The 22,989-nt window shown below is 65.8% G+C and carries 17 protein-coding genes; 6 read left to right on the forward strand and 11 right to left on the reverse strand.

The window, feature by feature from the left end; translation table 11 throughout:
• Positions 1-22: 22 nt before the first annotated feature.
• From hrcA to ACCQ16_RS07460, 6 genes are all read left to right on the forward strand, one after another.
• Positions 23-1,054, forward strand: coding sequence for a heat-inducible transcriptional repressor HrcA (hrcA, locus tag ACCQ16_RS07435; RefSeq protein ID WP_008577240.1), 1,032 nt, complete (start codon positions 23-25; stop codon positions 1,052-1,054).
• A gap of 98 nt (positions 1,055-1,152) precedes the next feature.
• Positions 1,153-1,671 (forward strand): nucleotide exchange factor GrpE, encoded by a 519-nt coding sequence (grpE, locus tag ACCQ16_RS07440; RefSeq protein ID WP_003483633.1) that lies wholly within the window; start codon positions 1,153-1,155, stop codon positions 1,669-1,671.
• A 141-nt stretch (positions 1,672-1,812) separates the two neighbouring features.
• The gene (dnaK, locus tag ACCQ16_RS07445) at positions 1,813-3,738 is read left to right on the forward strand and encodes a molecular chaperone DnaK (RefSeq protein WP_011346955.1); all 1,926 of its coding nucleotides are present in this window, start codon (positions 1,813-1,815) and stop codon (positions 3,736-3,738) included.
• Positions 3,739-3,898: 160 nt separating this feature from the next.
• Positions 3,899-5,026: a molecular chaperone DnaJ gene (gene dnaJ, locus ACCQ16_RS07450; protein ID WP_008577236.1), complete on the forward strand. Its 1,128-nt coding sequence runs from the start codon at positions 3,899-3,901 to the stop codon at positions 5,024-5,026.
• Positions 5,027-5,550: 524 nt separating this feature from the next.
• A complete protein-coding gene (gene pdxY / locus ACCQ16_RS07455; RefSeq protein ID WP_008577235.1) occupies positions 5,551-6,459 on the forward strand; it encodes a pyridoxal kinase in 909 nt (302 codons plus the stop codon).
• A complete protein-coding gene (locus ACCQ16_RS07460; RefSeq protein ID WP_127165908.1) occupies positions 6,456-7,577 on the forward strand; it encodes a prephenate dehydrogenase in 1,122 nt (373 codons plus the stop codon). Before pdxY ends, ACCQ16_RS07460 begins: the two co-directional genes overlap by 4 nt.
• 174 nt (positions 7,578-7,751) lie before the next feature.
• Here the strand turns inward: ACCQ16_RS07460 and ACCQ16_RS07465 are convergent, their stop codons facing one another.
• The 11 genes from ACCQ16_RS07465 to ACCQ16_RS07515 all read right to left on the reverse strand — a co-directional run bounded on the left by ACCQ16_RS07465 (position 7,752) and on the right by ACCQ16_RS07515 (position 22,863).
• On the reverse strand, positions 7,752-7,946 hold the full coding sequence (locus ACCQ16_RS07465; RefSeq protein ID WP_008577231.1) for a hypothetical protein: 195 nt from the start codon (positions 7,944-7,946) through the stop codon (positions 7,752-7,754).
• 446 nt (positions 7,947-8,392) lie between these two features.
• Positions 8,393-9,796 (reverse strand): TolC family protein, encoded by a 1,404-nt coding sequence (locus ACCQ16_RS07470; protein ID WP_031421946.1) that lies wholly within the window; start codon positions 9,794-9,796, stop codon positions 8,393-8,395.
• Positions 9,793-10,878, reverse strand: a complete 1,086-nt coding sequence (locus ACCQ16_RS07475) for an efflux RND transporter periplasmic adaptor subunit (RefSeq protein ID WP_011346960.1) — start codon at positions 10,876-10,878, stop codon at positions 9,793-9,795. Before ACCQ16_RS07475 ends, ACCQ16_RS07470 begins: the two co-directional genes overlap by 4 nt.
• Positions 10,862-12,550, reverse strand: a complete 1,689-nt coding sequence (locus tag ACCQ16_RS07480) for an ABC transporter transmembrane domain-containing protein (protein WP_372380242.1) — start codon at positions 12,548-12,550, stop codon at positions 10,862-10,864. Before ACCQ16_RS07480 ends, ACCQ16_RS07475 begins: the two co-directional genes overlap by 17 nt.
• A gap of 89 nt (positions 12,551-12,639) precedes the next feature.
• Complete coding sequence (locus ACCQ16_RS07485) at positions 12,640-13,539, reverse strand: hydrogen peroxide-inducible genes activator (RefSeq protein WP_011346962.1); 900 nt, start codon at positions 13,537-13,539, stop codon at positions 12,640-12,642.
• Positions 13,540-13,780: 241 nt separating this feature from the next.
• Positions 13,781-15,550, reverse strand: coding sequence for an ABC transporter transmembrane domain-containing protein (locus ACCQ16_RS07490; protein ID WP_057681583.1), 1,770 nt, complete (start codon positions 15,548-15,550; stop codon positions 13,781-13,783).
• A complete protein-coding gene (locus ACCQ16_RS07495; RefSeq protein WP_277569812.1) occupies positions 15,547-16,149 on the reverse strand; it encodes an IMPACT family protein in 603 nt (200 codons plus the stop codon). Before ACCQ16_RS07495 ends, ACCQ16_RS07490 begins: the two co-directional genes overlap by 4 nt.
• 267 nt (positions 16,150-16,416) lie before the next feature.
• Positions 16,417-17,010 carry an LOG family protein gene (locus tag ACCQ16_RS07500; protein WP_277572888.1) on the reverse strand — a complete coding sequence of 198 codons (594 nt, stop codon included), beginning with the start codon at positions 17,008-17,010 and terminating at the stop codon, positions 16,417-16,419.
• 213 nt (positions 17,011-17,223) lie between these two features.
• Positions 17,224-18,666 carry a dihydrolipoyl dehydrogenase gene (lpdA, locus tag ACCQ16_RS07505; protein WP_014089806.1) on the reverse strand — a complete coding sequence of 481 codons (1,443 nt, stop codon included), beginning with the start codon at positions 18,664-18,666 and terminating at the stop codon, positions 17,224-17,226.
• 111 nt (positions 18,667-18,777) lie between these two features.
• Entirely contained in the window at positions 18,778-19,992 is a 1,215-nt protein-coding gene (gene sucB, locus ACCQ16_RS07510) for a dihydrolipoyllysine-residue succinyltransferase (protein WP_029819101.1), read from the reverse strand.
• A 42-nt stretch (positions 19,993-20,034) separates the two neighbouring features.
• A complete protein-coding gene (locus ACCQ16_RS07515; protein ID WP_008571999.1) occupies positions 20,035-22,863 on the reverse strand; it encodes a 2-oxoglutarate dehydrogenase E1 component in 2,829 nt (942 codons plus the stop codon).
• Positions 22,864-22,989 lie beyond the last annotated feature (126 nt).

Here is a 22,989-nt window from a genome sequence, read left to right on the forward strand (position 1 = left end):
CATGCGCGCGTCCCAGTCCCCAATGCTCGACCCCCGCGCCCGCCAGTTGCTGCGCACCCTGATTGCGCGCTACATCCGCGACGGCGAGCCGGTGGGGTCAAAGACGCTGGCCCAGCATGCGGGGTTGGACGTCAGCCCGGCCACCATCCGCAATATCCTGGCCGACCTGGAAGACGTCGGCCTGCTCAGCTCCCCGCATACCTCGGCCGGACGCGTGCCCACTGCGCATGGCTACCGGGTGTTCGTCGACAGCCTGGTGCAGATGCAGCCGCCTGGCGAAGAGGAAGTCCGCCGCCTGCGCGCGGAGCTGGCTAGCGGCAACGGCACGCAATCGTTGCTGGGCAGCGCCTCGCAGATGCTGTCGGCGATGAGCCACTTCGTCGGCGTGGTCAGCGCGCCGCGCCGCGAGCAGTTCGCGTTCCGGCATATCGACTTCGTGGCGCTGGATGCGCGCCGCGTGCTGGCGATCCTGGTGTTTGCCGACAACGAGGTGCAAAACCGCGTGATCGAGCCGCGCCGCGCTTACGAGCCGGCCGAGCTGGAACGGGTGGCCAATTACCTCAATGCGCAGTTCGCCGGGCGCGCGCTGGCCGACATCCGCGCCTGCCTACTGCGCGAGCTGCGCATGGCCAAGAGCGAGATGGAACAACTGCTGGCGCACAGCGTGGACCTGGCCAGCGAGGCGCTGGTACCGGCCGATGCCGAGGACATGGTGATGGCCGGGCAGACCCGGCTGATGGGCGTGCAGGACCTGTCGGATCTGGATCGCCTGCGCGAACTGTTCGAGGCCTTCGCCAGCAAACGCGAGATCCTGCAGCTGCTCGAACGCACCATCCAGGCGCCGGGCGTGCGCATCTTCATCGGCGAAGAAACCGGCATGGTGTCGCTGGAAGACGTCTCGCTGGTCACTGCACCTTACGCCGCCAATGGCCAGGTGCTGGGCGTGCTGGGGGTGATCGGGCCCAAACGCATGGCCTACGACCGGCTGATTCCGCTGGTGCAGACCGCCGCCGACGTGCTGGGCGCGGCCATGGAGTCGCCCGGTACGCGATAACCGGCATCGATCGGCGCGATGCTTTGCTTGAAACGCGCGCGGGCGCCCATATACGGGGTGACGTTGGGGCGGGCGTTCCGCTTGCCCGGGAACTGCATATGAACCAAGACCACCCCGAATTCGACTCCGAAGACCTGTCACAGAACCCGCCCGAGACCGATCCGCTCAAGGCCGAGATCGAATCGCTGCGCAGCGAGATCGCCCTGGTCAAGGCCGATGCCCTGCGCGAGCGCGCCGACCTGGAAAACCAGCGCAAGCGTATCGCCCGCGACGTGGAAAACGCGCGCAAGTTCGCCAACGAGAAGCTGCTCGGCGAACTGCTGCCGGTGTTCGACAGCCTGGACGCGGGACTCACCGCCGCCGGCACCGAGCCCAGCCCGCTGCGCGACGGCCTGGACATGACCTACAAGCAATTGCTCAAGGTGGCCGCCGACAACGGCCTGACCCTGCTCGATCCGGTCGGCCAGCCGTTCAACCCGGACCAGCACCAGGCGATCAGCCAGGGCGAGGCCGAGGGCGTTGCGCCGGGTCACGTCGTGCAGGTGTTCCAGAAGGGCTACCTGCTCAACGATCGCCTGCTGCGCCCGGCCCTGGTGGTCGTGGCCAAGCACGACTGAACCGCAGCGCCGGCTGAACTGCCAGGCGCAGGCACGAAACACAGATGTGCGCCGGTGGCTTGAACACCTGCGCACCACCCCCACATCTCAGCCAGACCCGGCGTCGCCGGACACAGCTACAGAATCATCAGGAGCGTATCCATGGGCAAGATCATTGGTATTGACCTCGGCACCACGAACTCGTGCGTGTCGATCATGGACGGCGGCAAGGCCCGCGTCATCGAAAACTCCGAGGGCGATCGCACCACGCCTTCGATCGTCGCCTACACCAAGGACGGCGAAGTGCTGGTCGGCGCCTCGGCCAAGCGCCAGGCCGTGACCAACCCGAAGAACACCTTCTACGCGGTGAAGCGCCTGATCGGCCGCAAGTTCACCGATGGCGAAGTGCAGAAGGACATCTCGCACGTGCCGTACGGCATCCTGGCGCACGACAACGGCGACGCCTGGGTGCAGACCAGCGATGCCAAGCGCATGGCGCCGCAGGAAATCTCCGCGCGCGTGCTGGAAAAGATGAAGAAGACCGCCGAAGACTTCCTCGGCGAGAAGGTCACCGAAGCGGTGATCACCGTGCCGGCGTACTTCAACGACAGCCAGCGCCAGGCCACCAAGGATGCCGGCCGCATCGCCGGTCTGGACGTCAAGCGCATCATCAACGAGCCGACCGCCGCAGCCCTGGCCTATGGCCTGGACAAGAACGGCGGCGACCGCAAGATTGCCGTCTACGACCTGGGCGGCGGTACCTTCGACGTGTCGATCATCGAGATCGCCGAAGTCGATGGCGAAAAGCAGTTCGAAGTGCTGGCCACCAACGGCGACACCTTCCTGGGCGGCGAAGACTTCGACAACCGCGTCATCGAGTACCTGGTCGACGAATTCAACAAGGACCAGGGCATCGACCTGCGTAAGGATCCGCTGGCGCTGCAGCGCCTGAAGGACGCCGCAGAGCGCGCCAAGATTGAGCTGTCGTCCAGCCAGCAGACCGAAGTGAACCTGCCGTACGTCACCGCCGATGCGTCGGGCCCGAAGCACCTCAACATCAAGTTGACCCGTGCCAAGCTCGAAGCGCTGGTGGAAGACTTGGTCAAGAAGTCGATCGAGCCGTGCCGCACCGCGTTGAACGACGCTGGCCTGCGCGCCAGCGACATCAACGAAGTGATCCTGGTCGGCGGCCAGACCCGCATGCCGAAGGTGCAGCAGGCGGTTGCCGATTTCTTCGGCAAGGAACCGCGCAAGGACGTCAACCCGGACGAGGCGGTGGCCGTGGGTGCGGCGATCCAGGGCGGCGTGCTGGCCGGCGACGTCAAGGACGTGCTGCTGCTGGACGTGACCCCGCTGTCGCTGGGTATCGAGACCATGGGCGGCGTGTTCACCAAGATCATCGAAAAGAACACCACCATTCCGACCAAGGCCTCGCAGACCTTCTCCACCGCCGAAGACAACCAGTCGGCCGTGACCGTGCATGTGTTGCAGGGTGAGCGCGAGCAGGCCCGCTTCAACAAGTCGCTGGCCAAGTTCGACCTGTCCGGCATCGAGCCGGCGCCGCGCGGCATGCCGCAGGTGGAAGTGTCCTTCGACATCGACGCCAACGGCATCCTGCACGTGTCGGCCAAGGACAAGAAGACCAACAAGGAACAGAAGGTCGAGATCAAGGCCGGTTCGGGTCTGTCGGACGAAGAGATCCAGCGCATGGTCGCCGACGCGGAAGCCAACCGCGAAGAAGACAAGAAGTTCCAGGAGCTGGTGCAGGCCCGCAACCAGGCCGATGGTCTGATCCATGCCACCCGTACCGCGATCACCGAGCATGGCAGCAAGGTCGGTGGCGATGTGATCGGCAAGGTGGAAGCGGCGCTGTCGGATCTGGAAACCGCCATGAAGGGCGACGACAAGGCGCAGATCGAAGCACGCACCAAGACGCTGGAAGAAGCCGGCCAGTCGTTGTACGCAGCAGCTGCGGCGGCAGAGCAGGGCGGTAACGCCGATGCGGCCAGCGGCAATGCCCAGGCCTCCAAGGCCGCCGACGACGTGGTGGACGCCGAGTTCACCGAGGTCAAGGACGACAAGAAGTAAGCCGTGATTTGGGAGTCGGGAGTGGGGATTGGCAAGCGCTAAAGCTTGCCGATTCCCGTCCCGATATCCTTAACGCGTCGCGTCGCCAGGGCGGACCAGCACACGCTGTCCGCTTTTGCGTTTCAACGAATCTCAAATCACGAATCCCGAATCCCGGCTTATGAGCAAACGCGATTACTACGAAGTGCTGGGCGTTGCCCGTGGCGCCAGCGACGAGGAGCTGAAGAAGGCGTACCGGCGCTGTGCGATGAAGCACCACCCGGACCGCAATCCTGGCGACGCGGCTGCCGAAGCGGCGTTCAAGGAATGCAAGGAAGCCTACGAGGTGCTGTCCGATGGCAATAAGCGGCGCGCCTACGACGCGCACGGCCATGCGGCCTTCGAGCACGGCATGGGCGGTGGCGGTGGGCCGGGTGGCCCGGACATGGGAGATATCTTTGGCGATATCTTCGGCAATATTTTCGGCGGTGGCGCCGCCGGTCCGCGCGCTGCGCGACGTGGTGCCGACGTTGGTTACGTCCTGGAACTGGATCTGGAAGAAGCTGTCGCCGGCATCGAGCGCCGCATCGAGATTCCGACGCTGGTCGAATGCGCGCCCTGTCACGGCAGCGGTTCGGAAGACGGCAAGGTCGAGACCTGCGGTACCTGCCATGGGCGCGGCCAGGTGCGCATCCAGCGCGGCATTTTCGCCATGCAGCAGAGCTGCCCGCATTGCGACGGGCGCGGTACGCTGATCCAGAACCCCTGCAAGACCTGCCACGGTGCCGGTCGCGTGGAAGAAGACAAGGTGCTGTCGATCAAGGTGCCCGCCGGCGTGGATACCGGCGACCGGATTCGTCTTGCAGGCGAAGGCGAGGCCGGCCCGGCCGGCACGCCGCCGGGCGATCTGTATGTGGAAGTGCGGGTGCGCGAGCATGCGATCTTCCAGCGCGACGGCGACGATCTGCATTGCGAGGTGCCGATCCGCATTTCGCAGGCCGCGCTCGGCGATACCGTGCGCGTGGCGACCCTAGGCGGCGAAGCGGAGATCCGCATCCCGGCCGAGACCCAGACCGGCAAGTTGTTCCGTCTGCGCGGCAAGGGCGTGCGTTCGGTGCGCAGCCGTAGCGAAGGCGATCTGTATTGCCGCGTGGTGGTGGAGACCCCGGTCAATCTCACCGCCGACCAGCGCGAACTGCTGCAGCAGTTCGAAGCGACGTTCACCGGCGAGGATGCACGCAAGCATTCGCCCAAGTCGGCCACCTTCATCGACGGCGTCAAGGGGTTTTGGGATCGGATGACGTCCTGACCCAGGCGGCGTGATGTCACGATGGCCCGGCGTGCGGCTTGCTGCGCGTCGGGCTCTTTTTTGGGTTGTCCCGAAGGCTGCCCGCGATGCGGCCGACGCGTTGAAGTTGCGGACGCAACGCGATGTCAGCGTGAGAATTGCCGGGGCAGCTGCGCGCGTTTCAGTAGCGCCACTGCGAGATCTCCAGCGACATCTCCGCACATCGCACGTGTGTGTTTGACGCGTCGTCATTGCCTTCAGACGCAGCACGCTGTCGCCCGCAACGCGAGGCAACGCCAGTCCTTGATCGTGCAGTTCGGCCATTGGCCTGCAGCATCGGTCGAGCGTCTTTTGGCGTCTCACCTTGCTCAACGAGCGTATTGCCACTCACGCTGCGCCGGCGGGCTTGGGCATCTGGCCATGATGTGTTCAAGACCAGGGGCGTGCTGTTCGGCAGCGCCCACTGCCGGTGATGCCGTTCCTCCACGACATCCTGGCAAGGTTACGCGGATAATCGGTGCCATCTCTCCAGCATGGTCGCCCGCATGAGCGATGCAACCGACAGCCACCTCGTCCATGGTCGCCGCCAGCGTCCGGACGGCCCTTCGCCGATCGACGTGATTTCGGTGCAATCGCAATTGGTCTATGGCCATGCCGGCAACAGCGCTGCGGTGCCGCCGCTGCGCGCGCTGGGACTGCGTGTGGCCGAAGTACCCACCACGTTGCTGAGCAACGCGCCGTTTTACGCGACCCTGCGCGGGCGCATCCTGCCAGCCGACTGGCTGGCGGATTTGTTGCTGGGCGCCACCGAACGTGGCTTGCCGCAGCGTGCACGCATGCTGGTGTCCGGCTATTTCGGCAGCCTGGCCAACGGCGAAGCCTTCGCCGACTGGCTGGAGCAGACCTTGCCGCAGGCCCCGCAGCTGCGTTATTGCCTGGACCCGGTGATTGGCGACACGCACACCGGCCCATATGTGGAACCCGGGCTGGAGCGCGTGTTCGCCGAGCGTCTGCTGCCGCACGCCTGGCTGGTGACGCCCAACGCGTTCGAGTTGGGGCGGTTGACCGGTTTGCCGAGCCTGCAGCAGGACGAGGCCATCGCCGCCGCGCGCGCGTTGCTGGCGCGTGGGCCGCAATGGGTACTTGCACACAGCGTGGCCGGTGCCGCAGGTGAGCTGGTGACCTTGGCAGTCAGCGATGCGGCGGTGTATCGCTGGGCCAGCCCGCACCTGCCGGTCGATGTGGCAGGCACCGGCGATGTGCTGATGGCCTTGCTGATTGGCTTCCTGTTGCGCGATGTGCCGTTCGAGCAGGCGGTGGGACACGCGCTCAGCGGCGTGCATGGCGCGCTGGAAGCGACGCTGGCCGCAGGTTTCGAGGAGTTCGACGTGCTGGCCGCGGCGCCGGCCGCACTTGCTGGGACGCCGCGATTTGCCGTCGAGCGATTGGCATGATCGCGCAGCCGGTGGTCGGCATCGTCGGCATCGCCGGCGCGTACGGGCGCTGGCTGGCGCAGTTCCTGCGCACGCGCATGCAGCTGGACGTGATCGGGTTCGATCCGGCCGACAGCGGCAGCATGGACGAAGCCACACTGGCGCAGCGTGCTGACGTACTGATTTTCGCCGCGCCGATTCGCCATACCGCCGCATTGATCGAGCGGTATGTGGCACTCGCCGGCGCACGGGCTGCCGCGCAGCTGTGGCTGGATGTCACCTCGATCAAACAGGCACCGGTCGCGGCAATGCTGACCTCGCAGGCGGACGTGGTCGGCCTGCATCCGATGACCGCACCGCCAAAATCGCCGACCTTGAAAGGGCGCGTGATGGTGGTCTGCGAAGGGCGGCTGCAGCACTGGTCGGCGTGGGTGCAGAACTTGTGCAGCGCGCTGCAGGCCGAATGCGTGTATGCAACGCCGGAGCACCATGACCGCGTGATGGCGCTGGTGCAGGCGATGGTGCACGCCACTCACCTGGCGCAGGCCGGCACCTTGCGCGACTACGCACCGCTGCTGGGCGAACTGCGTGCGCTGATGCCGTACCGCTCGGCAGCGTTCGAACTGGATACCGCGGTGATCGCGCGCATTCTCTCGCTGAACCCCTCGATCTACGAAGACATCCAATTCGGTAACCCGTATGTGGGCGAGATGCTCGACCGGTTGCTGCAGCAGCTGCAGCAACTGCGTGCCTTGGTGGCGCAGGGCGACGATGCCGCGCGTGCGCAGTTCCGCACCCAATTCCTGCACGACAACGCGCAAGCCTTGCAGCACGACGCGCTTGCGGCAGGCAATTACACCTACGAGCGCGTGGGCTACCTGCTGGCCGATCTCACCGAGCCGCTGACACTGAGCGTGTATCTGCCCGAAGACCAGCCCGGCTCGCTGCGCGCCTTGCTGCATGTGTTCGAGCGGCATGGAGTGAACCTGTCCTCGATCCACTCGTCGCGCACGCCGGTTGGCGAACTGCATTTCAGGATCGGCTTCGAGGTGGCGAGCGATCGTGCCGCATTGGCGCAGGCAGCGAGCGAGATCGACCGAAGCGGGATCGGCCGGGTGCTGGAGCGTTCCGGCAGCTAGTGGCGTGACCAGGCCACCTCCAGAGCGGTCGATTTCATCCACACAGGGTGTGGATGAAACTTGCACAAGCGTGTGGATAACTGCGCACGGCCCTTGCAGCGCAAGGGTCGGGCAGTGGGTGGTCAAAATTTGACCAGGCTGTGGGGTGGCGACGCGCGGGTTTGGCTGCCGTACCTAGAGCGCGGAAAGGCGTAGCTCGCCGCCGTCGGTGACAAACCGCTGCCCCTGACGTTGCAGATGTCGACCGTCGGGAAGCTCGTAACGCGGTGCCGACTGCGGGTTTGCGCGCGGTTGTTGCTCGTCGCGAAATTCGATGATGACGTAAGGCTCGCCATCTGCACCGATTGCGGGAAATTGCCGGAAAGACATACGCACCTCCGAAAGTTCCTGAGTTTGCAGTGCAGATCGCGATGGACTGCACGCCCGGCGCCGAGCCGGTATGGCGAGCATGCGCATGCAGGTGTTACCCAGATGTCGATATGCGGTGAGGTGTGCGAGCCCTGCTGGTTGAGCTCGTCAGGCGCGGTGGCGACAGTGTTTGGCCACGCCGACAAGCGGCTGAGTACGCGTGCGTGGCATGGACGGCTGCCTGGGAGTGATGGGGCAGGCAGCTGCAACCTCGGGTTCGACCACGCGCCAAGCGCGCTGAAGCGTCGCTGGGCGTCATCAGCCAGCCACCTGCGTGACGGTTGCGTACGTGCGTGCGCTGCGTAGGCTTTGCTTGAATCCAGGGATGCTGCTGCGGCATCGCCAAGTCACTCGCACAACCGCGCGATTGCCCGGCATCACCGCCTGCCCGGCGCGCAGCCGAGCGGTCAACGACTCAACTGCAAGGCATCCCGGTCGGCGGTGGCCGCCGCCAGTTCGGCACGCGCAGAGGCGATGCGCGCCTGCGCATCGATCAGGCGTACGCGCGCGTCGTTGGCGGTTTCCTCGCGCTGGTTGACCAGGAAAAAGTCACCCGAGCCCAGCTCGAAGCGCCGCCGCTCGGCCGCGGCCAGGCGGTCTGCCAGGCCGCGTTCCTCATCGGCGATCTTGGCCAGCCGCTCGGCGGCATTGAGCGAGATGACGATCGATTCGACCTCGATCGAAATCTGGTCGCGTAGAAAACGGCTGCGCTGATCCAGCGCTTCGATCTCGGCACGCGCTTCGGCCACGCGGCCCCTGGCGGCGCGGTTTTCCAGTGGCACGCTGAAACGGAAGCCGATGATGGCGTCGGTCAGCGACCGGTTCGGGCCGCCGACGCCGGGCGGGCCCAGATCCTTGCTGACTTCCACGCTGACATCCAGGCGTGGTTTGAGATCGTTCTGGGCCAGCATCAGCCGTGCGGTGGCCTGGTCGATGCGGGTCAGCACGGCGCGGTAATCCGGGCGCTCCACCGGCGCGGTGATTTTGCTGGCGCCGGCCAGTCCTTCCAGCGCCGAGGTGTCGGCTGGCAGGCGTTCGGCGGACACGATCAGCGGCATGCCGGCGTCGTCGCGCAAATACAGCGACAAGGCGTTGGCCGCATTGGCGAAGTCCTGTTCCGCGCGCACCACCAAGGCGCGACGACGCACCAGATTCTGGTCGTTTTCGGTCAGCAGGATGGTGGGTCGCGCACCGAGCGTGACCTGGCGCGAAATCGCATTGCGCCGTTGCTCGGCCAGTTGCAGCAGCTCGTTGTAGGCGCGCAACTTCAGCCCGGCGGCGACCCAGTTCTGGTAGGCATCCACGGCGCGCCGCTGCACGCCGATGGCCACCATTTCCGCTTCGTACTTGGCCACATCGATATCGGTGCTGGCGATACTGCGCTTGGTGCGGCGTTCGTCGATCACGCGGTCGCGCAGCAGCGCGTATAGCGCGCCGACCTTCACTTCGCCGCCGCGATCGGTATAGGACTTGTCCTCGTAGATCGGGAAGGAGCCACGCGAGGAGCGGTAGCCACCGTAGTAATAGCCGCCGTTCTCTTCGAACGGCCGCTTGACCCCGGTTTCGATCGTACTGCCGTCGTAATAGCCGGCCTCGCGCGAGCGGCCTTCGATGTCGAACACCGTGTCGAAGGCGCCATCGGCCGAGATGCCCTTGCCTTCGGCCTGGCGCACCTTCGCCAGCGCTTCGACGATCTGCGGTGCCGAGCGTGCCGAGGACTGCAGCACCTCATCCAGCGTCAGCGCAGCGGCCTGGGCGAATGCCGCACCGGGGCTGAGTGCGATCAACAGGACGACAAGACGGCCGATCATTTCTTACCCGTCGCTTCGTCTTCGGACTTGGGTGCGGCCGGCTTGGCCTTGCTCTCTTCCTGCGTGGCCGCAGCCGGGCGCCGTCCGAATTCCAAGGGGAAGTTGTTGAGCTGGCGCCACAGTTCGTAGCCGACCTTGACCGTTTCGCCCTGCACCCAGCCGCGCACCTTGCCGCCCTGGCGGGCGAATTCCTGCGCCGGCCATGCCGGCTTGCCCGGCATCGGCTCCACCAGGATGCGGAACAGCCCATCGGGCGCGGCGTTGGGGTCGATGGCGCGCACCCGGCCGTCGAACATGCCGTGCGCCACCGACGGCCAACCGCTGAACTGGATCGCCGGCCAGCCTTCGAATTCCAGCCGCACCGGGCGGCCGGGGCGGATCAGCGGCACGTCGCGGCCGTCGATATACAGCTCGACCGCGCGTTCCACCCGTTCCGGCGCGATCACCGCCAGCACGGTGCCCGGCGAGACCATGGCGCTGCCGCTGGCGGCATTGAGCTGCTGCACGCGGCCGTCGCGCGGGGCGCGCACCAGCTGTGCAGACTGGCGATTCAGCTGGATGTCGATGCGGGTCAGCTTGGCGCGCGATTCGGCCAGCTTGGCGTCGGCTTCGGCCACCTTGATCTGGGTCAGCTCGTAGTCGCGGCGTCCGGCCAGGCCTTCGGCCAGCAATTGTCTGCTACGCGCCACGTCGATGCTGGCCACTGCACGCGACTGCTGGATGGCGGCGATTTCCGCCTGCGCCTGCGCGCGCTCGCTGGCCAGGCGGGTGAGCAGGTCCGGGTCCAGATCGCCGACACGCGCGATCGGGTCGCCCTTGGAAACATGCTGGCCGTCATGCACGTACCAGCGCTCGACGCGGCCCGGCACGAAGGCGGTGACCGGTTGCTGACGGTCGCTGGGATCCAGCGACACGACCTGGCCTTTGCCACTGGCGGTCTGCACCCACGGCGCCAGTGCCAGGATCGCCGCGGCGATGCCGATGCCGATCAACAGCATCCAGGCGACCGCCTTGGCGATGCTGGGCGGACGCATTGCCGCCAGGGTCGGGAAATGCGCCATGCGATCAGGGGCGTGCGGCATGCGGCACCTCCTGCGTGGATGCGATCAACTCGGCGCGTGTGGCGTAGCGTTGCTGGCGCTCCGGCTCCAGCCGGAACCAGCCATCCAGGGTGATGTCCTCCGGCCGCCCGGTGCACAGCAGCACCGTGGTTCCTGCATCCTTCAAGCGTCGCAGGACCTGGGTCAGGCGCTCGGCCGGGATCAGGTCGTACAGCTGCGACAGCATCAGCACGCGCGGGCGCACCAACAGTGCATTGGCCAGCTTCAGCGCCATGACCTCGCCAATCCACAGCGGGAACCCGGAGGCGGCAAGCCGGGTGTCCAGGCCTTGCGGCAACGCGGCGATGCGCGCGCGCAGGCCCACCGTATCGATGGCTTGCAGCATCGCTTCGGACGTCACGTCGGCCGAGGCCATTGCCAGGTATTCGCGAATGGTGACCTCCACGATGGTCGGGCGGTCGAGCACGGTGACTTCCGAACGCAGCAGGTACATATCGAACGTGGCCATGTCCGCACCACCCACCATCACCAGCCCGCGGTCGGGAACGACGTGGCGCTTGAGCACCATGGCCAGCAGGCGCTCGGCGCCGCCATCGGCCAGCGTGACCAGCTGCTCGCCGGCTTCCAGCGCGAAATCGAAACGCGCGCCCTCGATCACCACCCCATCCAGGCGTACCCCGCTGTTGCGCGGCGCCTCGCCGGCGGCAAGCACCGGGCGTTCCTGGGGGATGGCGTACAGCAACGACAACTCCTCAGCGCTGGCCACCAGGTCGTAGAAGGTGTCCAGGTAGCTGCCCAGCTGTGTAATGCCGTAGAACACTGCGCTCAGGATCAGTTCGGCTGCCACCAGCTGGCCGATCGACAGCTCGCCGCGCAGGATCAGGCTGCCGCCCAGCGCCAGCAGCGCCGCGCTGGCCACTGCATAGGTGAGCAGGAATGCCAGCGTCTGGGTGAAGGTGTAGCGGAAATGGCGCCGATGCCGGTCGACATAGTCGGCGGTCACCTTTTCCGAGCGATCCATGGCGAAGTTGAGATGGCGGCTGGATTTATAGAACCCGTTGGAGCCGCCGACGCTTTCCAGCCAATGCGCGGCGTTGTGCTTGGCCTGGCTCAGTTCGACCGCCGAGCGGATCGAACCGCGCGACCAGATCATCCAGATCGAGAAGATGGTCAGCAGCAGCAGCGCGTTGAAGCCGAGGAAAAACGGGTGATAGAAGCTGGTGACGATCAAGCCGACCGCCGACTGCAGCACGATGGTGAACGCACCGACCGCCAGGCTGGGCACTGCCTTTTGCACCACCACCAGATCGAAGTAGCGGTTGAATACATCGCCGCGGTTCTGGTCGGCGAAGAACGGATTCTGCGCATGTACCGCGCGCACGGTGATTTCCGCCACCACGCGTGCGAACAGGCGACGTTCGAACAGCGCCATCACCCACACCCGCATCGCGCTCAGTGCCGCCACCAGCAGCAGCAGGCCCAGCAGCAGGCCGGACAAGGTCCACAGCGGCGTGGGCAGCGCGGTGTTGGCAACGCTGTTGATCAGCAACTGCACCGAGATCGGCGTGGCCAGCGACAGCAGGCTGATCGCAACGCCGTACACCAGGGTCAGGCGCACATACGGCATGTCCGGGCCGACAACTTCCGTCAGCCAGCTCGCCGCTTCCCGCCATCCAATCCGCTTGGCCGCCATTCGATATCCGTTGATGAGTTCAGTGAAGCATTGACGAGTTGCCGGCCCGCAAACAAGGCCATCGCGCTTATGTGCCGCATAGGATTTTCCTATGCAGCCACCGCGCGCAACAGATTGGCGATCAAACCGAAGGCCGGTGCGCGACCGGCACCCTGGCGCCAGAGCAGACCGATCTCCCTATAGTAGCGCCCGCCTTTGACCGGCCGCACCACCACATCGTCGCCTTCGCGGATTTCCTGGCGCACGTACAGGTCCGGGAGCAAGGCAAGACCCATGCCCATGCCGGCCATCTGGCGGATCGCGTCCAGGCTGGTGCCTTCGTAATCGCGCAAGACATTGGCGCCCACGTCCATGGCGATCGCGGCAACCTGTTCTGCCAATCGGTATTCCGGCATCAAGGTCAGCAAGTTGGCACCGCGCAGATCGGCCGGGGTGATGCAGGCCTTGGTGCGCAGCGGATGATCGGCCGCCATGGTCACATGCAGCAGTTCGCGAAACAGCCGCTCGCTGTGCAGGCCGCGGCCGGCCACCGGCAGTTGCGCGAGGACCAGATCGTGCGTGCCGCTGCTCAGGTCGGCGGCGAGTGCGGTTGGCAGGCCTTCGCGCACGTGCACGCGCAGGGCCGGATGCTCGCGATGCAGACGTGCCACCAGGCTGGGCATCAGATAGGCGCCGAGCGTGGGCGAGACGCCAAGGCGAATGGTGCCGATCAAGGTATCGGCGGCGGTGGCGCGGACCTCTTCCAGATCGGTGACATCGAGCAGGATGCTGCGTGCGCGGTCGAGCAGCTCGCGACCGAGCGGGGTCAGGATCGCCTGCGCGCCGCGCTCGAACAGCGGCGCACCGATGATCGCTTCCAATGCGCGGATCTGCTGCGACAACGATGGCTGCGAGACGCCCATCTGCTCGGCGGCACGGGTAAAGCTGCCGGTATCGGCCAGCGCGACGAAATAGCTCAGCTGGCGAAGGGTGGTTCTGGGGCGGGGCATGGGGTCACATCGGATTGCGTGGGACCGCACGGCCGGCGTGGCCGGTGAGACAAGACGGGCGAGGTACGGCTAGCGAGTGGAGCGGCAGCGCGTCCGGCGAGGGCGGAGGAGCCGTGGTAACCGCAGTGTACGAGCGGCGCATGCCGATTCCGAGCACCGGCCGCGCCCGCATCGCGGTGGGCGCAGTCGTTTCGCTGGTTGCGCCAGGTGCCATCGCTGGAACGACGGCGCCTGGCGGCGCTCATTGGTCGATGAACTGCAGCCGCGCCAGCTCCGCATACAGCCCACCTTCGGCGATCAACTGTGCATGCGTACCCTGCGCGACGATGCGCCCGGCATCCATCACCACGATGCGGTCGGCCTTGAGCACGGTGGCCAGGCGGTGCGCGATCACCAGTGTGGTGCGGCCTTCCATCAGCCGCTCCAGCGCCTGCTGCACGGCGCGCTCGCTTTGCGCATCGAGCGCGCTGGTGGCTTCGTCCAGCAGCAGGATCGGCGCATCCTTGAGCAGCGCACGCGCAATGGCCACGCGTTGCTGCTGGCCGCCGGACAGGCGCGTGCCGCGCTCGCCCAGTTCGCTGGCGTAGCCCTGGGGCAGGGCGCGGATGAAGCCATCGGCTTCGGCGGCGGCGGCCGCCGCTTCCACCTCGGCGTCGCTGGCCTGCAGGCGCCCGTAGCGGATGTTGTCGGCGGCGCTGGCGGCAAACAATGTGGGTTGCTGCGGTACCAGCGCGATGTGTTCGCGCAGCAGGACCGGGTCGACGTCGCGCAGGTCGATGTCGTCGATGCGCACCTTGCCGCTGACCGGGTCGTGGAAACGCAGCAGCATCGACAGCACCGTGCTCTTGCCCGCTCCGGACGGGCCCACCAGCGCCACGGTTTCGCCGGGGCTGACATGCAGGTCGAACCCATCCAGCGCCGGCGCGTCCGGGCGTTGCGGGTAATGGAAGACCACCCGGTCGAAATGGATCGCGCCGCGCAGCGGCTGCGGCAAGGCCTGCGGCGTGGCCGGCGCCACGATCGCCGGTTGTTCGTCGAGCAATTCGCTCACCCGGCCCATGCCGCCGGCGGCACGCTGCAACTCGTTCCAGACCTCGGCCAGCGCCCCGACCGACCCGCCGCCGATCAGCGCGTACAACACGAATTGGCCGAGCGTGCCCGGCGTCATGCGGCCAGCGATCACATCGTGCGCGCCAAGCCACAACACCGCGACGATCGCACCGAAGATCAGCATGATCGCCACCGCGGTCACGGTGGCCTGGGTGCGGATGCGCAGCTTGGCGGTATCGATGGCGGCAAACAGCGCAGTGCTGAAACGTTGGCTTTCGTAACGCTCGCGCGCGTGTGCCTGCACGGTGCGCACCGCGCCCAGGGTTTCGGCCGCCAGCGTATTGGCGTCGGCCACGCGGTCCTGGCTTGCGCGCGAAATCTTCTGCAGGCGGCGTGCGCCCAGCACGATCGGCAGCACCGCCAGCGGGATGCCGATCAAGGTGAAGCCGGCCAGCCGCGGGCTGGTGACGAACAGCATGACCATGCTGCCGATCACCGTGACCGAACTGCGCAAGGCCACCGACATGGTGGTGCCGATCAGCCCCCGCAGCAATTCGCTGTCGGCCGACAGGCGCGACACCAGTTCGCCGCTGCGGCTGCGGTCATGGAACCCGGCGTCCAGTCCGATCAGGTGCGCGTACAGCCGGCCGCGCAGGTCGGCGACCACTTTCTCGCCCAGCAGTGCGACGAAATAGAAGCGCGCCGCAGTTGCCAACGCCAGCACGACCGAAACTGCGAACAGCAGCGAGAACGCCTGGTTGATCTGCGAGTCGCCGGAGAAGCCCTGGTCGATCATGCGCTTGACCGCTGCGGGCAGGCTCAGTGTGGCGGCAGCGGAAATCGACAGCGCGACCAGCCAGGCGGCGAACAGGCCGCGCTGACGTCGGACGAATGGCCACAAGGTGCGCAGGCTGCCCAGCTTCCGCAACGGGTTGGGACGTGCAGCGGCTGGCTCGGTCATGCGGCTTCCGGGGTTGAGAGATGGACACGATTGCGAGTGGCGTCGCACAGGCGGGTTTTCAAGCCGGCGAGCTGATCTGCAGGCAGTTGCACGCGCAACGCTGCACCTTCGGCATCGAAGTGTTCGTCCAGTTTGTCGGCATGGAAGGCCGCCAGTGCTGCGTGCACCAGGCCCAGATCGTCGAACCGGCATTGCACCTGCACCAGCGACAACGCGATCAATGGCTGTCGCGTTGCCAGCCGCAGGCACTCGGCCGCGGTACCGCCGTAGGCGCGCACCAGCCCGCCAGCACCGAGCTTGATGCCGCCATACCAGCGCGTGACCACGACCACCACCCGATCGAAGCCCTGGCCATCGATGGCGGCCAGGATCGGCCGGCCGGCGGTGCCGCTTGGCTCGCCGTCGTCGCTGGAGCGGTAGTCCTGCCCGAACCGATAGGCCCAGCAGTTGTGCGTCGCGTCCGGCACTGCCACGCGCTGCACGACCTCCAACGCATGCGCGGGAGCATCCAATGCGGCAGCGTGGGCCACAAAGCGACTGTGCTTGATGTCCAGACTGTGGTGCGCATCAGCGGCGAGGGTATCGAGCATCGCCGCCATTCTATGCGAGGCGGTGCTACCGATCGCTGCAGCCATCGTGACTGCCGTTGCAAGCTGGCAACACGGCGCCGTGCGCGTGCCGTCGTGCTGCAGCACCTGCGCAGTGTGGCAGTGACGGCGGGCGACGCGCCGGCAGTGGCATCGTGCGTGCCGACGCCGCGGCAGCGGCTACGTACACACCGTCATCGTGTGCCAGGCGACCAGGGAGCCGCGCTCTGCAATCCAGCCGACGCGCAGTGAGACGCTGTTTGTCTTGGCTGCCTTCTATTACACCAGCGTGGAACGACGCTTCTCGTCGATCCACTTCGACGCCTGCGCCGGGGTGTAATGCTGCATCCATTCGAGCATCTGCTCGATATCGGCGCCGTACCACAGGTCGGCGCGTTGGTCCGGGTGCAGGAAGCGCTCTTTGACCATGCGGTCGATCATGCCAATCAGCGGTGCGTAAAACCCTTCGATGTCCAGAAACGCGCACGGCTTGTTGCCGATGCCGAGCTGGCGCCAGGTCAGCATTTCGAAGATCTCTTCCATGGTACCGAAGCCGCCGGGCAGGGCCACGAACGCATCCGACAGCTCGAACATGCGCATCTTGCGCTCATGCATGGAGCCGACGATTTCCAGCGTGGTCAACCCGCGGTGCGCCACTTCCCAATCGGCCAGCTGCTGCGGAATCACCCCGGTCACTTCACCGCCGGCCGCCAGCACCGCATTGGCCACGGTGCCCATCAAGCCAACGTTGCCGCCGCCATACACCAGGCGCAAGCCCTGCTTGGCGATGCGATCGCCCAACGCAATGGCGCGCTCGGCATAGGCGGGTTTGTTGCCGGCATTGGAGCCGCAGTAGACGCAGATGCTTTTCATGGGATTCGGGATTGGGGAGTAGGGATTCGTAAAAGCGGGGGCGCGCCGCGTCGATGTCATCTGGAAAGCCGTGGAATGCACGTTGCACGACTGTTCTGACTGGGCCTGAAAAACTTAACGCCGGAATCTACCCGGCGTTATGTCATGGCTGAGAATAGTCAGAGGCGGGAACCGCAGTTGCGAATCCCAACTCCCGAATCCCAAATCCCGGCCTCAGTTAGCCTTATGAATCGCGCGCTTGCTCACCGCCATGGCGGCATCGTGGATCGCTTCGGACAGCGTCGGGTGCGCGTGGCAGATGCGCGCCAGGTCGTCGGCCGAACCGTTGAACTCCATGGTCAGCACGCCTTCGTGCACCAGCTCGGACACGCCCACGCCCACCAGGTGCATGCCCAGCACGCGGTCGGTTTCGGCATCGGCGATGACCTTGACGAAGCCGGCTGGCTCGCCCATGGCCACCGCGCGACCGATCGCTGCGAACGGGAAGCTACCGGCCTTGTAGGCGACGCCCTCGGCCTTCAGCTGCTGCTCGGTCTTGCCGACCCAGGCAATTTCCGGCTCGGTGTAGATGACCCACGGAATGGTGTCGAAGTTGACGTGACCCGGCAGGCCAGCAATCAGCTCGGCGACCGCGATGCCTTCCTCGAAGCCCTTGTGCGCCAGCATCGGGCCGCGCACGCAGTCACCGATCGCCCACACGCCATCCACGCCGGTGTGGCAATGCCCATCGACCTCGATCTGGCCACGGTCGGTGACCTTGACGCCCGTGCCTTCGGCCAGCAGGTTCTTGGTGGCGGCCTTGCGGCCCACGGCCACCAGCAGCTTGTCCACGGTCAGGGTCTGCTCGCCGGCCGCGTCGGTGTAGCTGAGCACCACCTGCTTGGCATCGCCACTGCCGGTGATCTCCGTCTTGCTGACCTTGGCGCCCAGCTTGATGTCCAGACCCTGCTTCTTGAATTCCTTCAGCGCGGTCTTGGCAACCTCGGCATCGGCCAGCGCCAGGAAGTCCGGCAGCGCCTCGAGGATGGTGACCTCGGCGCCCAGGCGCTTCCACACGCTGCCCAGCTCCAGACCGATCACGCCGGCGCCGATGACCGCCAGACGCTTGGGAACGGCGGTGAAATCCAGGCCGCCGACGTTGTCGACGATGGTGTCGCCGTCGAACTTGGCGAACGGCAGTTCGATCGATTCCGAGCCGGCCGCCAGGATCACGTTGGTGCCCTTGAGTTCGATCTCGCCGCCTTCGTGCTGGGTCACCTTGACGATGTTGCCCGGCTGCAACTGGCCGAAGCCGTAGTACGGGGTGATCTTGTTGGCCTTGAACAGCATCGCGATGCCGCCGGTGAACTGCTTCACGATCTTGTCCTTGCGGCCGATCATGGTGGGCACGTCCATCTTGGCGTCGTTGAAGCTGATGCCGTGGTCGCCGAACAGGTGACCCATGTTCCAGAACTGGCGCGAGGAATCCAGCAGCGCCTTGGACGGAATGCAGCCCACGCGCAGGCAGGTGCCGCCCAGCGCCGGCTTGCCGTCCTTGCCCAATGCCGCGTCGATGCAGGCGACCTTCATGCCCAGCTGCGCCGCACGGATGGCGGCGTGATAACCGGCCGGACCGGCACCGATGACGACGACGTCGAATTGTTCTTGTTCGCTCATTCTTCGCTCACGAGATTAGGAATTGGGGATTGGGGATTCGCAAAACGCAGGATGCTCGAGACCGGGATGCTTTCGCCATCCCGAATCCCGAATCACCAATCCCGGCTTTCATCACAGACCGAACAGCATCCGGCCCGGGTTTTCCAGCTGATTCTTGATGTCGACCAGGAACTGCACCGAATCCTTGCCGTCGATGATGCGGTGGTCATAGGACAGCGCCAGGTACATCATCGGCGCGATCACGACCTGGCCGTTCTCGGCGATCGGACGTTCCTTGATCGCGTGCATGCCCAGGATGGCGCTCTGCGGCGGGTTGATGATCGGCGTGGACAGCAGCGAGCCGAAGGTGCCGCCGTTGGTGATGGTGAAGGTGCCACCCTGCAGGTCGTCCAGGCCCAGCTTGCCGGCGCGCGCCTTGGCGGCGTAGTCGGCAATGCCTTGCTCGACATCGGCGAACGACTGGCGCTCGACGTTACGCAGCACCGGCGTGACCAGGCCCTTGTCGGTCGACACCGCGATCGAGATGTCGCTGTAGCCGTGATAGATGATGTCGTCGCCGTCGATCGAGGCGTTGACCAGCGGGAAGCGCTGCAGCGCGTTGGCGGCGGCCTTGACGAAGAAGCTCATGAAACCGAGCTTGATGCCGTGTGCCTTCTGGAACTCGTCCTGCAGTTCCTTGCGTGCGGCCGACACCTTGGCGAGGTTGACCTCGTTGAAGGTGGTCAGCATCGCGGTGGAGTTCTTGGACTCCATCAGGCGCTTGGCAATGGTCTTGCGCACGCGGGTCATCGGCACGCGCTCTTCCGGACGGGCGCCCGAGGCCTTGCCGACGCCGCCGGCCTTGGCGAAGTTGACGATGTCTTCCTTGGTGACCGCGCCACGACGGCCGGTGCCTTCGACCTGCGACGGGTCCACGCCCTGGGTGATTGCGGAGAAACGCGCACCCGGCGGCAGCGCATCGGCAGCCGACTTGGACGCAGCAGCAGGCGCGGCGGCGGCAGCCGGTGCCGGAGCGGCGGCCGGCGCAGCAGCGGCAGGCGCCGGTGCATCGGCCTTCTTGGCTTCAGCCGGTGCAGCGGCAGCCACGGCGCCTTCTTCGATGATCGCCAGAATCTGGTTGCTGGTGACCGTGCTGCCGGTGTCGAACTTGATTTCCTTCAGTACGCCGTCGACCGGCGAAGGAACTTCCAACACGACCTTGTCGGTTTCCAGGTCGACCAGATTCTCGTCGCGCTTGACCGCTTCGCCGGCCTTCTTGTGCCAGCTGGCGATGGTGGCGTCGGAAACGGATTCGGGCAGTACCGGAACTTTGACTTCGGTGGCCATTCGGGGAGCGTCCTAGGGTTTTCGTTCTTTGGGGAAGAGGAGTTATTCAGCGACTTGGTCGTTGAACGGGTTGAGCAGCGCATCGGCGACCAGCTTCTGCTGCTCGATGATGTGGTCGGCCATGTGGCCGGCGGCAGGCGAGGGCGAACGGGCACGGCCGGCGTAATGCAGGCTCTGACCGCCGGCCAGGCAGAAGTTGAGGTGGTGGCGGATCTGGTACCACGCACCCTGGTTCTGCGGCTCTTCCTGGCACCACACCACATCGGTGGCGTTGCCGTAGGCCTTGAGCTCGGCCGCCAGCTGCGCGCGCGGGAACGGATACAGCTGTTCGATGCGCACGATGGCAACGTCGTCCTGGCCGCGCTTGGTCTGGTCTTCGAGCAGGTCGTAATAGACCTTGCCCGAGCACAGCACCACGCGCTTGACCTTGGCCGCGTCGGCCTTGGCGTCCGGGATCAGATGCTGGAACTGACCGTCGGCCAGTTCTTCCAGGCTTGACACCGCCAGCTTGTGGCGCAGCAACGACTTGGGCGTCATCACCACCAGCGGCTTTCGGGTGGTCATGCGCATCTGGCGGCGGATCATGTGGAAGCACTGCGCCGGCGTGGTCGGCACGCAGACCAGCATGTTCTCCAGCGCGCACAGCTGCAGGAAGCGCTCCAGACGTGCGGAGCTGTGTTCCGGGCCCTGGCCTTCGTAGCCGTGCGGCAGGAACAGCGAGAGGCCCGCGATGCGGCCCCACTTGGCTTCGCCGGCGGCGATGAACTGGTCGATCACCACCTGCGCGCCGTTGGCGAAGTCGCCGAACTGCGCTTCCCAGATGCACAGTGCATTCGGGTCGGTGGTGGAGTAGCCGTATTCGAAGCCCATCACCGCTTCTTCGCTCAGCAACGAGTCGATGACGGTGGCGTCTTCCGGGTTCTGCACCAGCTGGCGCAGCGGCAGATAGTAGTCGTCGGTCTTCTGGTCATGCAGGATCGCGTGACGGTGGAAGAACGTGCCGCGGCCGGCGTCCTGGCCAACCAGACGCAGCTTGTGGCCTTCGGCCAGCAGCGTGGCGTAGGCCAGGTTTTCGGCAAAGCCCCAGTCGCCGGGCTGATCGCCGGCAGCCATCTTGACGCGATCTTCGTAGATCTTCGCCACGCGGGCGTGCAGTTCGACGCCTTCCGGGATGGTGGTGATCAGCTTGGCCAGACGGTCCAGCTGGTCGCGCTTGACGCGCGTGTCCACCGGATCGGCAGCGGTTCCGACCAGGTACTTGGACCAATCGATGGCGAATTCGTCCGGCTTGCGCTTGGCCAGTTCGGTGGTGTATTCGCCCGAATCCAGCTTGTTGCGGTAGCCGTCCACCAGTGCCTTGGCCTCGTCGGCGCTCAGCACGCCTTCGCTTTCCAGCTTGGCGGCATACAGCTCGCGGGTGGTCTTGTGCTTGCGGATGGTCTGGTACATCACCGGCTGGGTCGCTGCCGGTTCGTCGGCTTCGTTATGGCCCCAACGGCGGTAGCACACCAGATCGATGACCACGTCCTTCTTGAACTGCTGGCGGAACTCGTAGGCCAGCTTGGACACGAACATCACCGCGTCCGGGTCGTCGCCGTTCACGTGGAAGACCGGCGCGCCGATCATCTTGGCCACGTCGGTGCAGTACAGCGTGGAACGGGCGTCGTCGCGGGTGCTGGTGGTGAAGCCGATCTGGTTGTTGACCACGATGTGCACGGTGCCGCCGACCGCGAAACCGCGCGCCTGCGACATCTGGAACAGCTCCATCACCACGCCCTGGCCGGCGAATGCGGCATCGCCGTGGATCAGGATCGGCAACACGCTCTTGCGCTCGGCATCGCCGAAACGCTCCTGGCGCGAACGCACGCTGCCGACCACGACCGGGTCGACGATTTCCAGGTGCGAGGGGTTGAAGGCCAGCGCCAGGTGCACCTGCTTGTCCGTGCCAACGGCAATGTCGGCCGAGAAGCCCATGTGGTACTTGACGTCGCCGGTGTGCGCGCGGTCGTCATGGGCATGCTCGAACTTGCCTTCGAATTCGTCGAACAGCTTGCGCGGATTCTTGCCCAGCGTATTGACCAGCACGTTGAGGCGGCCGCGGTGGGCCATGCCGATCACGATGTCCTTGACCTGATCGTTGCCGGACTGGCGAATGATCTCGTCCATCATCGGGATCAGCGAATCGCCGCCTTCCAGCGAGAAACGCTTCTGACCGACGTACTTGGTGTGCAGGTAGCGCTCCAGGCCTTCGGCAGCGGTGAGCCGCTCCAGGGTGCGCTTGCGGCTGGCCGCATCGCCGGCAATCTTGCCGCCGGCGTCTTCCAGGCGCTTGTAGATCCACTGGCGCTGGTCGAACTCCTGGATGTGCATGAACTCGGCGCCGATGCTGCTGGCGTACGTCGCCTTCAGGCGCGTCAGCAGATCCTTCAGCTTCATCCGCGGCTGGCCACCGACGCCGCCGGTGCTGAATTCGCTGTCCAGATCGGCCTGGGACAGGCTGTGGAACGGCAGGTCCAGGTCGGGCGGGTTGACCGGCGGGACCAGGCCCAGCGGGTCGAGCTGTGCGCCGAGGTGGCCACGGGCGCGGTAGGCGGTGATCAGACGGCCGACATTGCGCTCGCGCTCGTCACTGGCGCCTGCGCCGGTGCCGGCGTTTGCAGCCTGCTTGGAAGCGGTGAGGATGTGGGCGATGGCCGCCGAATGCGGGACGTCACCGGCACCGCGACCTTCGAAACCATCGAAGTAGCTCTTCCACTTCGGATCGACACTGTCCGGGGCGACGAGGTACTGCTCGTACAGATCCTCGATATAGGCGGCGTTGCCGCCGGCGAGCTGCGATGACTGCGCGAACTGCTTTAGGAGATTATCCACGATGGTAAGTCGGGTCTGCTGTGGGGATGATTGTGCGGAAGCGGCAGGGCGAGATGCCCCATCGGTCGGTCTCAAATCTCGAAAAATTATACCCCCTTGCGCTAGTGAGGGGGCGTCTGCAAGCTG

Source organism: Xanthomonas sp. NCPPB 1062 (assembly GCF_041481705.2).
Lineage (GTDB): Bacteria > Pseudomonadota > Gammaproteobacteria > Xanthomonadales > Xanthomonadaceae > Xanthomonas > Xanthomonas euvesicatoria.

Bases quoted from the DNA above. Each gene is read 5' to 3' on its own strand.
- ACCQ16_RS07470 (WP_031421946.1), bottom strand. From the start codon at position 9,796: ATGATCGGCCGTCTTGTCGTCCTGTTGATCGCACTCAGCCCCGGTGCG.
- ACCQ16_RS07465 (WP_008577231.1), bottom strand. From the start codon at position 7,946: ATGTCTTTCCGGCAATTTCCCGCAATCGGTGCAGATGGCGAGCCTTAC.
- dnaJ (WP_008577236.1), top strand. From the start codon at position 3,899: ATGAGCAAACGCGATTACTACGAAGTGCTGGGCGTTGCCCGTGGCGCC.
- ACCQ16_RS07500 (WP_277572888.1), bottom strand. From the start codon at position 17,010: ATGAAAAGCATCTGCGTCTACTGCGGCTCCAATGCCGGCAACAAACCC.
- ACCQ16_RS07485 (WP_011346962.1), bottom strand. From the start codon at position 13,539: ATGCCCCGCCCCAGAACCACCCTTCGCCAGCTGAGCTATTTCGTCGCG.
- ACCQ16_RS07490 (WP_057681583.1), bottom strand. From the start codon at position 15,550: ATGACCGAGCCAGCCGCTGCACGTCCCAACCCGTTGCGGAAGCTGGGC.
- dnaK (WP_011346955.1), top strand. From the start codon at position 1,813: ATGGGCAAGATCATTGGTATTGACCTCGGCACCACGAACTCGTGCGTG.
- grpE (WP_003483633.1), top strand. From the start codon at position 1,153: ATGAACCAAGACCACCCCGAATTCGACTCCGAAGACCTGTCACAGAAC.
- sucB (WP_029819101.1), bottom strand. From the start codon at position 19,992: ATGGCCACCGAAGTCAAAGTTCCGGTACTGCCCGAATCCGTTTCCGAC.
- pdxY (WP_008577235.1), top strand. From the start codon at position 5,551: ATGAGCGATGCAACCGACAGCCACCTCGTCCATGGTCGCCGCCAGCGT.
- ACCQ16_RS07480 (WP_372380242.1), bottom strand. From the start codon at position 12,550: ATGGCGGCCAAGCGGATTGGATGGCGGGAAGCGGCGAGCTGGCTGACG.
- lpdA (WP_014089806.1), bottom strand. From the start codon at position 18,666: ATGAGCGAACAAGAACAATTCGACGTCGTCGTCATCGGTGCCGGTCCG.
- ACCQ16_RS07460 (WP_127165908.1), top strand. From the start codon at position 6,456: ATGATCGCGCAGCCGGTGGTCGGCATCGTCGGCATCGCCGGCGCGTAC.
- hrcA (WP_008577240.1), top strand. From the start codon at position 23: ATGCTCGACCCCCGCGCCCGCCAGTTGCTGCGCACCCTGATTGCGCGC.
- ACCQ16_RS07495 (WP_277569812.1), bottom strand. From the start codon at position 16,149: ATGGCGGCGATGCTCGATACCCTCGCCGCTGATGCGCACCACAGTCTG.
- ACCQ16_RS07475 (WP_011346960.1), bottom strand. From the start codon at position 10,878: ATGCCGCACGCCCCTGATCGCATGGCGCATTTCCCGACCCTGGCGGCA.